Origin of the sequence: Acinetobacter sp. V2 (assembly GCF_001188385.1) — a bacterium.
GTDB classification, from domain to species: domain Bacteria; phylum Pseudomonadota; class Gammaproteobacteria; order Pseudomonadales; family Moraxellaceae; genus Acinetobacter; species Acinetobacter oleivorans.
The window spans coordinates 34,991-49,463 of record NZ_JZFB01000007.1 but is presented as its reverse complement, the minus strand read 5'-3'; the positions used below and the strand labels follow the sequence as shown (position 1 = coordinate 49,463).

The following is a 14,473-nucleotide window of genomic DNA, read 5'->3' as shown; positions in this document are numbered from 1 at the left end:
CCCAATTGACCCGCCATATATGTTTTTAGCGACTCAAGGATTTCTTTGATGCGGTGATTACTACCTGTTTTTAGCAGAATCGTAATCTTGGCATAGCGTTGAGTTGTATCAATGTAAGATTCAAAATCAGTCGGCTCACCAGACATTGAGTACAACAGCAGATACTGAGCAACAACATCTTTAGTTGCTGGAACCTGAAATGCCTGTGGCTGATCGGCATTCATTGCCTGATTCATTCTTTTGATATAGTCCACGATAGAGATGGTTTTACCGACCTCTGGAATTGAATTCGCGAACTTTTCTGTATTATCAATCGCTTTTAGGATTTCTGGGTTTTCAATACCATCACGAACTTTAGTATCGACCATGATGTAGAGACTATTTGTACCACCAAGAGACTGATTCAAAAATCTGTCGTCTTGCTGCATTGGTAGATCGCGCGAGAAGAAGTTGCGACTATCGTTATCCACCACAATACGACTCGTGCCGAGAGCAAGAAAAACGCCCAGTACTGCAATCACAGTCATTAGCATCATTCGCGGACGAACTGACAAAATGACATCACCAATGCGTTTTGGAATCCAGTCCCAGATCGGCAAGCCTTTGCGTGCAACCTTGGTAACCGAAGGCGGTGGTAACATCGAGCGAAGTACAGGAATAAAAGTCATCTCAATGATCAGCGTACTGATGATCCCGATTCCTGTAAAAATACCAAATGAGCGAATAGTCGGAATATTAAAGGTCAACAGTGAGAAGAATCCAGCCGCTGCAATTCCACCAGCCAATATCATAACCGGACCAACACGCACCATAGACTGCACTACAGCTTCGCTATTTGCAGCTTTAGGCTCCATCCCTTGGGCAATCAGACGATCAAAATCTTCATAGTATCGCTTGAGCAACTGCACGGCGTGCCCTGCCGCGATGGCCAGAATCAGAATTGGTGTAGGAGAGTTAAAAATATCCATTGGCTGTTTGAACAGCCCCATCATGCCCATACCCCATGCTACAGACAGCAAAGCTGTAACTAATGGTAGAATCAAACCTTGTTTACTGCGGAATGCTTCGAAGTGCAATAATCCAATAACCAACACGGCAATTGGGAACAAGATGTTGATACGCTTAGAGTAATCTTCAGCTTTATCTAAATAGACTGGATTACCACCAACACTGATGGTCATATCCTTAGACTGTTCAGCCGCTACGATTTTGTTGATCGGGCCCATCATCTTTTGGAAGCCTTCTGGACTTTCCTCAAGTTCAAGCAAAATAGCAGCAGTTTTCTGATCTTTAGATACTACCGAATTCATATAGATCGGATTCAGTGCCAACAGTTTTTTCAGGTGATCGACATCACTCTCGGTCACAGAACTATTCGGCAGTAGTTTCTTGGCATCAAATCCATCTGAATTAGCGGTGATCCCTTTGGCCTGACGTGCAGCCAGACTCATTAGAGTAGATCGAACCACGCCCGGAGCATTATCAACTTCTTCGGTAATACGTTTGACTTTTTCTAACACTTGCGGCTGATAAATATCACCCTGCTTCGGCGTAATACCGATCACGACCATGTACTTGGAGCCGAATTTCTTTTCAATCAGCTTGGTCGAGGTGATATAAGGATGACCTTTGGGGGCAAGCGCATCTGGGTCAATAATAATTTTTACGCCAGATGCGAGATATGCCAAAGCAAGCGTTAAAAGCATCACCACAGTCAGTACAATACGGCGATGTCTGAGAATCCAACGCGCGTATTGTTCCATCATCTGATGAGTTTTACGAAGTGGTTTACTATTGGTCTCATGCGTTTGCTTACCATCGTTGCCAACCGACTCATAGGCTTCACCCTTCTGAGCCAATGCTTCAAGATTAGCAACATCTTTTTTAAACTGAGCAAGAACCATCTTTTTTAGCAGTGCTGGGGGCAATACACCAAAAAAGCTGCCTGGCTCTGCCTCAAACACCCATTCAATCCAGGTACCTTCTGCATGTGGTTTGAAACGGTAAGTCCCAGTGTAGTGAAAGGGTCCTTCCACTACTTTAAATGCATACAATTCATTCGGTACTAGATGTGTAATTTCACCTTTAAAGGACATCTCACGCCCAATAAAGCTAAAACCGATTTCATACTTGCTGCCCACACGTGGAGTATTGTCTAGCAGTTCAGAATGCTTACACGACAATTGCCAACCTGCATCATTAGCCGGGTTTGCAAGATAGTTAAAAACCTTGTCAATCTCGGCCGGTATGAGGAAAGCATGTTCTATGGTCACCATAGTGGTTCTACCTTCTTGTATTTCTTATGCGGGAATTGGATACATCTGATCAATTGTCTGGGCAACAGCCACGACATTCTCAGCGTACATAATTGATGAATGATCACCAGGAAGATCCACCTGTTTAAAGGTGTCTTTGACCAATTGATCCCAACCTAGGCTTTCCCCAAAATCTTCTGGTTCATCTTTGGCCTTCACAAAAAGGATCGGGAACTCTTCAGGCTCTGGGAAATAGGTCTGGAGTGCGATGCCATTCGCCAAATAGGTATCAAAGTAAAGTCGGAAATCTGATGGGTCTGCATCTAGAGGCAGGACATTAATAGCCTTGGCTTCTTTAAGCACATGATCAAACATGTGATCTGGACTCAATTCACGCAAGTATTGCGCTGGGATCGTCAACTTCTTGCCGTAAGGCGCAGCCAAATCACGGGCAAACCAAGACAAAAGCATCGCATCATCAGCATCTTCAGGCACATTCTCTGGAATTGGAGCACGGGTATCGATCATGACAATACCTGTGACCTGCTGCCCCATTTGACGTAACTGATGACTGATCTCGTATGCAATCGCACCGCCAAAGCACCACCCACCGAGGAAATAAGGTCCCTCAGGCTGCATCTTTTGCATTTCAGCAATATAGAGCGTTGCCATATCTTCGATTGCCACTTCTGCAGCATCTGCCTCAATTAGTCCAGGAGACTGAATAGCACGCAAGGTACGTTTCGGATTGAGATGACGCGAAAGTTCCATATAACAGAAGGTGCTACCACCAATTGGATGGAACAACCATAGTGGTTGCTCGTAAGTTCCACGGCGTAGTTCAATTACAATGGAAGGCTTAATTTCTTTATTTTCACGAATGATCTCACCCAAACTCTCCACAGTGGAATATTGAGCCAGCAAAGCAACTGATAGTTCGGTGCCAAATGCTTTTTTGAGGTGATTAACAAGCTTCACAGCAAGTAACGAATGCCCACCCAAGTCAAAGAAGTCATCATGTATACCAACCCGTTTAACCGATAAAATCTGCTCAAAAGTAGTACAGAGTTCAATTTCAATCGGATCACGTGGTGCAACATAATCGTTACTTTGTTCAAACACAGGCTCAGGAAACGCTTTACGATCCAACTTATTGTTGGCCGTCATTGGAAATTCATCCAACGTCATAAACGTATTTGGTACCATGTAAGCTGGTAGATGGATTTGCATCGTCTTTTTCAAACTAGCAATGTCAATCTCATGTCCGGTTAAATAAGCCACCAGTTTCTGGTCGTTGCTGGCTGTACTCTTAACCAATACAACTGCATCGGTGATCCCGTCGATCTGTTTGATAACATTCTCGATTTCGCCTAGTTCAATACGGAATCCACGAATCTTGACTTGGAAATCTAGACGTCCATGATGAGTCAAACTTCCATCGGTACGCAGACAGACTTTATCTCCGGTACGATAGAGTCGACCAGCATTTGGTAGAGATGGCAAAGTTCTAAATTGAGCATCTGTTAGTTCAGGTCGATGCCAGTAATCAACTGCTAGACCATCACCTCCAATCCAAAGCTCTCCCATGACTCCCGGTGGGACTAAACGTTGCTGTTCATCAAGGACATAAAGCTGGGTGTTCGCCAGTGGTTCGCCTAAATCAATACACTTTGCATCGGTGATACGAGCTGCACTAGACCACACTGTAGTTTCGGTTGGTCCATAGACATTCCAGAGACAGCCGACTTTACCCAGCAGTTTTTCTGCAAGAATAGTATCTAGTGCTTCGCCTCCACAGAGTGCAGTCAACCCTGTATTGCCGCTCCACTCGCTATCTAAGAGCATTTTCCAAGAAGCCGGTGTTGCCTGCAAAACATTGATAGATTTAGTATTTAGATAATCCACCAATTGATTGCCATCTTGTGATACCTCACGTGGGCAAACATGTACTATACCGCCGTAGATCAGCGGAATGAGCAACTCAAGAATCGAGATATCAAATGCATAAGTGGTGATTGCTAACAACTGAGTCTCAGTCGTTACTTGCAACCTATCATTCATAGATAGCAAGAAATTGATGATTGAAGGATGCCCAATACGCACACCTTTAGGCTTACCTGTCGAGCCTGAGGTGTACATCACATAAGCGGTTTCACCAAAGGCCAGCATCTCGCGCACTTGCTCCAGTGGCACAACGCCAGCTTGATTGATATCTAAACGCGGCACAGAAACGTTAAGAGCATCCATCAACTCGGTTTGAGTTAAGATGACTTTAGGTTCAGCATCTTCGATGATGTTGTGTAAACGTTCACTTGGGAAATTAGGATCTAGCGGTACATAAGCTGCTCCTGCTGCCCAGATCCCGAGGATTGCTGCTGGCAATAAAGCTGTGCGATCTAACATCAGACCTACACGATCACCACGGGTAACGCCATGCGCACGCAAATATTCAGCAATACCAGCGATATGTTGACCTAACTCACGATAGCTAACCGCATGATCCTTCGAGGTCAAAGCATGATTGTCACCACGCTCATCAATCTGCTTTAGAATCATTGCCAGTAGATCATGTTGAGGATAATCAGTCGCCTGTCCACGTAGGGCCTCAAACTGGATGCCATCCACATAATCAGGTGCAATATCTAACTCAACGATCTTACGTTCAGGATGAGCCACCATCTCTGATAGTACAGATTGCAGCAGTTGCACCATATTCTCGGCAGACTGTGCAGAAAATAACTCGGAGTTATATTTCAATACACCAACCAGTTCGCCTTGATATTCACCGCCCATTTCCAGCGTAAGATCTAATTGACCTTCTTGCTGGCGAACCGGAAAACTTCCTAAGGTCAGTTCTTGGCCGACCAAAGTCGCTGGGGTCTGGATTGGCAAGAGTAGATCTTTAAACTCATCCATGCCACCTAGACGTTCCCAGAACATTCCCACCTGAGCTAATGGGTTAATACTGCCATCACGCTTTGGTGAAACAGCTTCAACCACTCTGGAAAAGGCAACTTTTTGATGCTTGAGGCTCTGTCTTAATTGTTCCTGCACCTGCTGTGTAAATTGACGTAAAGTCTGGTCAGCATCAATGTCCATGTGAATAGCAATCGTATTGACAAACTGCCCCAGCGCATTGCGCAACGAGCGTTCAAGTCGACCAGCTACAGGTGTAGCAATAACAAGTTCATTTTCATTTGATAGCTTGTGTAGCAAGATATAGAAGCCAGATAGTACGAGTCCAAACAGCGTGATCTCATAATCTTTCGCTAAGTTCACAAGACCAGACGACACTGACTCAGGCACACGGAACACCAGTGAGCTACCTTTGTGTTGCTGCACAGCCGGACGAGGATAATCAAGCGGAATGCTATGTACGTGTGGTGCATGTTGTAACGCAGTTTTCCAGAACAGTAGACTCTCATCAGCATCGTCAATCGCAGTACTCTGCTGCTTATCAGCATACTGTGCGAATTCGATTCCGTTCACTATGTCTGACTCTGTAACTAGTCCAAAACGTTTGCCGACATCACGCAGTAAGAGACCAATCGACCAGAAATCCATGAGGGCATGATGAATCACGACTGCAATCACATAGTGATTTTCACCACGTTCATAACAATGAATACGCCACAGCGGTGGCTGAGTCAGATCAAACGGCTGTTTAGTATCCTGCTCGACCAATTGTGTCAAATCAGATGCATCAACATGGCGAGCATCAGAGAAGACGATATTAGGATAGATTCGATCCCAGATAAGTTGCTCAATACCCTGATCATTGGCAGGCATACTTACACGTAGCAGCGGATAATCATGCATTACCGCTTCTAGAATCTCCATCGGCTTATTACCTAATGGTTGGTTGACCTTCACATCAAAGGCCACCACCATATTGTAGGCACTGCAGGTCGACTCAAGGCGCTGGATATACCAGATGCCAAGCTGTTCTGCAGAAATCGCATGACGTGACAGAACTTCTGGTTCTAGTCGTACAAGGTTATTCACGAAGCAACTCCCTGTTGCAACTCAGAAACAAGATATTCAGCCAACGCATTAATTGTCGGGTAATCCCATAGTAGTGTCGGTTCGAGCTCTAGTTTTGTCAGATCTTCTAAATCCCCAGACACAGACAAAGCAACGATCGAATCAAGACCGTAACTGGTAAATTTTTGATCTGGATTAATCGTCTCAGGCTCTACGCGCATTTCTTTGGCTACTAGCGTACGAATGATTGCGCTCCAGTAAGCTTTATCTTTATTCATGGGGTAATTTCCTCTTTAACCGGTTTGGCATCACGTGGTGCCAGTGCAAAATCGATGACAGATAACATATGGTTGGTTGAAATTCGTTCTAGCAGATCTGCCAATGTGCTTTCACGTAGTGATGTCATTGGAGGGGATGTCTGCCCTTCAGCAGCATTTAGGAAAATGATCAGCCACGCACCATCCTGCAAAGCAGGTCTTAAGCCATGACGGTTAAATATCCAAAAACCCAGCACAGCAATGCGAGCAAATAACTCGGCATAGTCACGGGCCAAGCTGAAACGTAATGTTTCAAACTCTTTGGCCGCTTCTGAATTTGAGAAATAATCCTGAATTTTTTGATCTAGCGTGCGCTGCTCGATAAGAAGTTGATCAGCACGTTCACGTAACGGGGGCAGAATCTCAGCAGTCATTCCCTCTGTAACGTCCGCATCGTTGAGCATCTCGATGATCGTTCCCAGTGACTCCATCACCAAGTCACCATCGCGGTTGAAAATCTCAAGCTCACGAAAATCAATAGCATCCGTCTTCACCTGTAAGTCATATAACTGGTGATAGCGTGCTTTAGCTTCAGCTTGGTCGAGATGGTTTACTTTTTTGCTACGCCCTTTATTGGCAGACTTGAGCTGAAAACTCAGGCTGTCTAGACAGACGGTGCTACTGCCGTCAAACACACTAACAATCAGATGATCTCTGAAAGCTTTCTGGTACATTCCATCAGCATATGCATTTCTTAAGAAAAAACGTGACCCAAGCACTGAGGAAGTGATCTTAGCGAGTGACTCTACATACTCAGGCACCAGTACCTTAATAATCGGTGACCATGTGCTGAACTGATTGATACAAACATGTAACCCACGCGCACCAACGAGTGACAACACCTCAGCCGCCAATAGATAGGCATAGGCTGTAGCCAGTTGCTCGCGCACCAGCGGAATGCTTATTACTTTTTTGTTATATAACTCGCGCTCGATAGCAAACTCAGTCGCGATGCGCAGCATCGTATCGCCCGCACCTAAAGAGAAGCTGCTGCAATATGCACGCGTCACCTGTAGCGTCTTGAGTCCAAGCTCCAAGCCCTGACCTTCTTCACCGATCAGAGCATCTTTGTGAATTTCAGCATTATTAAAGCCGATACCACTGATATCTAACCCACGCATACCCACTGTTGGCAGGCGGTTCAAGCTATAAGTTCCCTTAGAAACCATATGACGCTTATCAAGCCAGAATGCACTCAGGCTACGTGGTCCACGATCATCCGACGTTTTAGCAATCAGACTTAAAGAGTCACCTAGAGTAGCGCGATTGATTGACCATTTTTCACCATTCAAGACGTACTTGCTTTCAGTGGCTTGTGCAGTTACTTCACTAGATAGCAGGTCAGCTCCGTGCGCTTTCTCACTATAAGCCAGCGCTGGTGCAGCACCACTCAAAATTCGACTAGCAATGTTTTGGCATTGGTTCGCATTACCACCGATCCATACAATCACAGACCAAGCATTCGTGCTATAGGTCGAATTGATGGTTAGATCACGTCGTGCTAGCACACGATGCAGATATAGCAACTCTTCACCAATTTCCATGCGACCTCCAAGCTCTGAAGGTACATAAAAACGGTTCATGCCCACGGCATTCAGAAAATCAACAGCACGCTGAGGGTATTGTTCCTTCTCATCACGCTCAATGGCAGCGGACCAAGAAAAATCATTATTGGTATCATGTACGGAGCCTAAAATTTGCTCCAGACGAGCAGCAGATTGAAACTGCCGCAAATTAGATGTAAGTGACATGAGTTTTTGCTCAAATGATTAAAGGGTAAGGATTAAAACAAAGCACTTTTCAATCGATTAAAAATGAGCGCGCGCACTTCTCGTTCCTTGATCATTGAGTTGAGTAGATTGGAGCTATAACGAATCAGTTGCCCCCGCTGCTCACGATCACGGATGATTTCTAAGCCATTTTTGACATAGTTTCGAGCCATCACCGTTCTACGGTTTGGATGGGTTAAACAGATCAGTTGACCGCGCTCGATCTGCTCTTTAATTTTTCTTCTTCTAATTTTTCCGCTAGTGGTCTTGTTGATCCGACCTTGATGCAGCAAATAAACACCTTCTACAGGCAAACCGATATCAGCCGCGACTTGTTCTTTAACCTGAGTTCTGATGGTTTCAAAATTAAGTGTCTTGTCTATCGACTTCTTTTTGATCTCAAGCACAACCGTGACACCATCAGAATTACCGAAATTCACTGCTGCCACACAGCCTTTACGGACAGCAGGATGTGCTGTTTCAACAGAACACTCGATATCTTGTGGGTAATAGTTTTTGCCACGGATGATGATCACATCCTTAAGGCGACCAGTCACATACAGGTCTCCGTTTTTAACAAAGCCCATATCACCAGTTCTCAAGTAGTGCACTTGACTAGGCTTATCTGCCTTATTGAGGATGGTTGCAGCAAAGATTTCCTGATTGACCTCAGGCTTCTGCCAGTAACCCGCAGTGACACTCTCACCTGCTAGCCAGATTTCACCGACTTCATCAGCCCCTACCTCTTTGCGGGTATGTGGATTAACAATACGACAATCAATGTGTGCGGAAATTTTGCCACAGCTTACTATTTGCACGGCTGTCTGGTCTTGACTGGTCTGCACCAAATTGGCATTCAACTTTTCACGATCAATTGAAATAGCATTAAGCGGACCAGTCACGCCACTGACTAAGAGCGTAACTTCTGCCAAGCCATAGCACGGCAAGAAAGTATCCATTCTCAATTTCGACTGAGTATTGAACTTCTCCATGAAGCTTTGCATAACATGAGCTTTGATTGGCTCGGCACCGTTAAACATCACACGCACACGGCTCAGATCAAGCGCTGCTGCGTCCTCATCCGAAATGCGATGCAGACACAATTCATAAGCAAAGTTTGGTCCGCCACTAATCGTGACACCTTTTTCGCTAATAAATTGCAGCCACTTAAGTGGCTTACGAATAAAATCCAGCGGTGACATTACATAGCAGGTCAGGCCTACATACACAGTCTGCAAAACTGAGCCGATCAATCCCATGTCATGATAAACAGGTAGCCATGTAAGACCGATATCATCGGCTTGTGTACCAAAAGCTTCAGCAATCATGACTTCATTTGCCATGATGTTTTTATGAGTGACGATTACCCCTTTAGGCCAACCAGTTGACCCAGAAGTGTATTGAAGGAAGCAGATATCGTCTTCAGCAATATGTGGAAAATCCTTTTCCACCAAATCACGCTGCAATTGGGCATCAACAGCATGCAATATTAAACTTTCGTTTTGGGCTTTTAATGTGATAAGACCCGATAGCTCAAGAATCTTTTTGGTTGTGAGTACTATCTTTGGCTCACAGTCATTCATAATATTCAAAATATTAGAAAAACCGTTGCGGTTAAAAGGCAAACTGACAGGTACTGCGATAATTTTAGCTTTTAAACAGGCAAAGAACGATACGATAAAGTCCAATCCAGGCTCAAACAGCAACACGGCGCGATCACCGCTATCGACAAGATTCATTAAGATTTGGGCCTGACGTTGAACTTGCTCGTTCAGCTCTGCATACGTCAGAGATTGAATCCCACCGGATTGGCGCCCTAAATACTCGAAAGCAACCCTAGCTCCATTTGAATTTGCGTGGGATTCCAAAGTTGCAATGATATTATCCGTACCCATTACAGCCATAACTTACTCCGATTAATTATAATTCACCCTTTAAACTCGCTAATTCAGACATGACACTTCTAGCTGGGGCTTTTAATAAAAAATGAATATACTTTTTGTTTAAAATATAAATTCACATTATATTTTATGTGCGAGTGTTTTTTATTACACCTGTAAGGTTTTACAGGTTGGCCTGTTTTTATTAAGAATTAAGAAATTGGATATCTTTCATAAATTATTTTTATTCAGTTCAATATTGTGAAGGCAGGCAATTAAATTAAACCTCTAACTCAATTTTTGCCCTTATTTCGTTAATATTTGATAGTGTTTGGCAAGGTTTTTAGCATGCCAACTATATGGCCCGTTCGTATTCTTATTTTGTGAGTCTCTTAATTGGAGATCTTGTATTCACAATCTAAAGTATTGTTTATTTGCTTTTCTTAAGGGCAATTAATGATTCAGGTAAGCCCCCTCACAGCCTTTATTTATAAGGATAAAGCTCCTAAAGAAATCTGCTTTAATTTGTACTGGAATAGCTTAAAACTATGTATAGCATCTTGAAGGATATATAATCCTATGAATTAATAAATTTCATCTTCTAACAACCGATAAAACGCGAATACCAAATTTTAAAACAATAATATTAATAAAATATTTTTAATTATAAATCTCATTTATTTTTATTTTATCGCCAAGTAAAAATATTATTAAACCACCCCATAAAATAAATTTTAAAAAAACTTTTATAAATAAGATTATCTATATAAATTCGAATTTAATTAAAATTTTCTTAAACTAAAAAATTCTCAATTAACTCCATTTTAAATAAACATCCAATAATAATTTATTTTATAAAAATTAATTATTATATTTCTATATATCTAACTTTATAAAATTCCTAACATGACAGCTCTAATGGCTGCTGAAATTTTATTATTCACATTTAACTTCTGCATCGAATTTCCGAGATGAAAATTTACTGTTCTTTCAGTTACGCCGAGAATCTGAGCAATCTCTGCTGATGTTTTCCCTTCCGCAGTCCAACGTAGAACCTCTTTTTCCCGATTCGTTAAATAAAGATTAAACTGAGCAAATTCTGTTTCATTCACAATTTTAGCAATACTGGAATGGACTGTCTGAGATAACCAAAACATATTGGTATATTGAGCTTTCTGCTCTTTTTCTGATAATTGGTCAGTAGATCTTGCTAGTGTTAGCATTCCCCTTGTACCAATAAAGTCACGGCTTGACTGTGCCCAACCGACGTTTAAACCATAAGAACGCGCCTCCTCCCAAAAATCTTTTTGAGATTGTGTGTTTGCAGATTGGCTCGACCAGACAAGAGGTTGAAGTGATAGCATACAATGCTGTACTGTTGGATCTACCCTCACATATTGCTGTTTAACATAACGCTTCTGCCATGCTTCGGGATAATTATTCAACATAATTGTTTTTGGTTCAGCAATAGATAATGGCGACTGCATACCATAAGCACAATAATCAAATCCAAGCTTTGAAGCTGTAGATTTGACTACCTCAAATAGCTGATATTCATTTTTTACCATCAGAGATGCTGATAGTAGATCTTCTTGCCAATTTTCCATTTACTCTCATTAAACCTCATGCATAAATCATTTTTATTTAGTTGCATATAGTGAATTCATAATCCAATTAACAACATTTTTGAGCCTGAGAGGGTGGTAAATTTTCCGGATAAACTGGTTTCAGAAAGCTTTTTAAGGTTGTTATATTGCATATGCGAATTATGCTTGAAAGCCTCAAATTTACAGGATGCATTTTATTCCAAAAATGAGTATTTTTTATTTTTAAAAGGAGCCTATTATTTCTTCTTATTTGTATATTTCTATTAATTTAACTAAAGAATAACATCTACTAGTGATACTAGAAGTATAAATTTTTATTTATTATTTAATGAAATACATAATAATGAGAATGATTTCTAAATATTATTTTAATAATAGGATAGATATTATCTACAATACATATGAAAAACTTAAACTGTTGATAATCTTGAAACAAGCAACTCTCATATTGAAGCTATAGATGGATCAATTTCTGCGTAAGTAAAACTTCCTGTCTGAAGTACTTTCTAAAGAACAGCTTAACGTTGTGTACCACCAAATTATGGCTAACCTGTAAAACTTAACAGTATTTTGTTGGCAATAATTTATGTTATTTATCTATAGAACTGTAATTCAAGTCACTTGAATAGGTAGCATGGTCACAATCCCCCCTGATTTTTCAATCTCAACAGATGGTTTTATTCGAATGAATGAAATCCAGCTTATGAATTACCCCCTCCAACACCTCATATCTATTGTTGAAACTACACAAATTGAAGACTCTCGAATTCTATATTGTGGGTTTACTGAATGGGCAACATCACGGAGCCCAGCTTTAAGTACCGGATGGGACTGGGAATTTATTGAGAACAATGGAATTGCTAGCTTAAAACGAATTGGGCTACCTCGAAGCAATATCATGATTGTTGATTTATCTGGTACAGATATTGGATTTGATGTTACTGAAACATTAATCGAAAAAAAAATAGACTCTTTGTTTTGGGAACAGTTCATTTATGCTCAAATCACTACAACGCAAACAAAGACTAAATTAAGTCCAAATTTCTCTTAGAAACCTGTAAATTCTTACAGTTACCACCTTTTCAGCTGTCGAGTAAAGTCGCCTGAAAAATAAGTGGAAGCACTTGTAATGAATGTTATTGCTGGATTCCAAAACAATTTTTCAGAAGTCCTATATACCAAATTTAAAAGTTATCGCTACAAGGTATTTGTTGAACATTTGGGTTGGGAGTTGAACTGTCCAAATAATGAAGAACTAGATCAATTTGATAAAGTCGATACAGCTTACGTCGTCGCTCAAGATAGAGAATCCAATATTATTGGCTGTGCCAGACTACTACCCACGACTCAACCCTATTTACTGGGTGAAATATTTCCTCAATTAATGAATGGAATGCCTATTCCTTGCTCACCAGAAATTTGGGAATTATCAAGATTTTCAGCCGTAGATTTCTCGAATCCGCCGACCTCTGCTAATCAAGCAGTGTCATCCCCTGTCTCTATTGCTATTCTGCAAGAAGCGATCAACTTCGCGAGAGAACAAGGTGCAAAACAACTCATTACGACCTCACCTCTTGGGGTAGAGCGGTTATTACGTGCCGCGGGTTTTCGCGCCCATCGTGCAGGACCGCCAATGGTTATCGATGGATATGCCATGTTTGCATGCTTGATTGAAGTGTAGTTTGTTAAATCAAAGTCTAAGATATTGGTGACATAGCAAAGATGAAGGTCTTAAGCCCTAATCTCGTTTCATTCGCTCAATTTTAAAAGCCCTAGTCAAAAGATTAGGGCTTTTCTTTATTTGAAGAATCAAACTTAATATTAAGACTGCTCAGTAATTTTGGTTTTCAAATTTAATTCTGATTTCTTATGGTAAACCTCATCAGTTTTAGTCTGCCAATCACGTGGCATAAATGAAGTCGATATGATTGCAACGATAGCCATAGATCCAATATAAATCATAATTAAGTAAGGATTACCCTGCCCAATACTTAAAAGTTTGGTCGCAATTAACGGTGCTAAACCACCACCAAGTACCCCAGCCAACTGTACGGAAATTGAGATTCCGCTATATCGAATTTCTGCCGGAAATTGACGGGCAAAAAGCTGAGCTTGTGGTGCGTACATAATGGGAAAGACCACGCCAATTGCTAAAACAATTGCTGTCCAGACTAATACTGGGTCTTTTGTGTTGAGCATGGTGAAGAATGGATAGCAGTAAAGTGCCAATATGCATAAACCAAACATGAACATATTGCGTTGACCGACTTTATCTGACAAATGCCCACATAACGGTGTCATAAATAGAATGACTATTGCACCGCAAATGGTAGCAAACAAAATGTCTTGGCGTGCGATGCCAAGTTGCGCAGTGGTATAGGCCAATGTAAAGGTTGAAGCAATATAAAACCATGCGTTCTCGGCAGCACGCGCTAAAATAATGGTGATGAGTTGCTTTGGATGGTTTTTAAAAACTTGTAAAGCAGGAACTTTGACTTCTTCAGACTGCTGTTTTACTTTTTCAAAATCTGGTGACTCAGGTACTTTCACTCGAATGTACCAACCTACTGCTAGTAAAATAATGCTGGCAAGAAATGGTAGACGCCAGCCCCAGCTAAACAGTGCTTGTTCAGGTAATAACGACACCAGTCCTAATGCAAT

The 14,473-nt window shown here is 41.7% G+C and carries 9 protein-coding genes; 2 read left to right on the top strand and 7 right to left on the bottom strand.

Translation table 11 applies throughout. From position 1 onward, the window contains the following. The 6 genes from UC75_RS22170 to abaR form a co-directional block, all read right to left on the bottom strand. Nucleotides 1-2,276, bottom strand: a 2,276-nt coding sequence (locus tag UC75_RS22170; protein WP_228137461.1) for an MMPL family transporter, incomplete at its 3' end; no start/stop codon positions are given. A 24-nt stretch (nucleotides 2,277-2,300) separates the two neighbouring features. Next, nucleotides 2,301-6,260, bottom strand: a complete 3,960-nt coding sequence (locus UC75_RS16710) for a non-ribosomal peptide synthetase (RefSeq protein WP_049838232.1) — start codon at nucleotides 6,258-6,260, stop codon at nucleotides 2,301-2,303. Further along, complete coding sequence (locus UC75_RS16705; RefSeq protein ID WP_004795344.1) at nucleotides 6,257-6,517, bottom strand: acyl carrier protein; 261 nt, start codon at nucleotides 6,515-6,517, stop codon at nucleotides 6,257-6,259. The genes UC75_RS16710 and UC75_RS16705 overlap by 4 nt, the downstream gene beginning before the upstream one ends. Next, nucleotides 6,514-8,289 carry an acyl-CoA dehydrogenase gene (locus tag UC75_RS16700; protein ID WP_128825338.1) on the bottom strand — a complete coding sequence of 592 codons (1,776 nt, stop codon included), beginning with the start codon at nucleotides 8,287-8,289 and terminating at the stop codon, nucleotides 6,514-6,516. Before UC75_RS16700 ends, UC75_RS16705 begins: the two co-directional genes overlap by 4 nt. 50 nt (nucleotides 8,290-8,339) lie before the next feature. After that, on the bottom strand, nucleotides 8,340-10,229 hold the full coding sequence (locus UC75_RS16695) for a fatty acyl-AMP ligase (protein ID WP_049838230.1): 1,890 nt from the start codon (nucleotides 10,227-10,229) through the stop codon (nucleotides 8,340-8,342). Between the two features lie 866 nt (nucleotides 10,230-11,095). Further along, nucleotides 11,096-11,812: a LuxR family transcriptional regulator AbaR gene (gene abaR / locus UC75_RS16690; protein ID WP_049838229.1), complete on the bottom strand. Its 717-nt coding sequence runs from the start codon at nucleotides 11,810-11,812 to the stop codon at nucleotides 11,096-11,098. Nucleotides 11,813-12,446: 634 nt separating this feature from the next. Between abaR and UC75_RS16685 the strand changes: the two genes are divergently transcribed. After that, on the top strand, nucleotides 12,447-12,863 hold the full coding sequence (locus UC75_RS16685; RefSeq protein WP_049838228.1) for a DUF4902 domain-containing protein: 417 nt from the start codon (nucleotides 12,447-12,449) through the stop codon (nucleotides 12,861-12,863). Between the two features lie 63 nt (nucleotides 12,864-12,926). Beyond that, on the top strand, nucleotides 12,927-13,493 hold the full coding sequence (abaI, locus tag UC75_RS16680) for an acyl-homoserine-lactone synthase AbaI (protein WP_128825331.1): 567 nt from the start codon (nucleotides 12,927-12,929) through the stop codon (nucleotides 13,491-13,493). A 140-nt stretch (nucleotides 13,494-13,633) separates the two neighbouring features. Here the strand turns inward: abaI and UC75_RS22165 are convergent. Then, a partial coding sequence (locus UC75_RS22165) for an MFS transporter (RefSeq protein ID WP_228137454.1) occupies nucleotides 13,634-14,473 on the bottom strand: 840 nt, incomplete at its 5' end.

Coding starts and splice junctions, on each gene's coding strand:
- UC75_RS16705 (WP_004795344.1), bottom strand. CDS start 6,517: ATGAATAAAGATAAAGCTTACTGGAGCGCAATCATTCGTACGCTAGTA.
- UC75_RS16695 (WP_049838230.1), bottom strand. CDS start 10,229: ATGGCTGTAATGGGTACGGATAATATCATTGCAACTTTGGAATCCCAC.
- abaR (WP_049838229.1), bottom strand. CDS start 11,812: ATGGAAAATTGGCAAGAAGATCTACTATCAGCATCTCTGATGGTAAAA.
- UC75_RS16685 (WP_049838228.1), top strand. CDS start 12,447: ATGGTCACAATCCCCCCTGATTTTTCAATCTCAACAGATGGTTTTATT.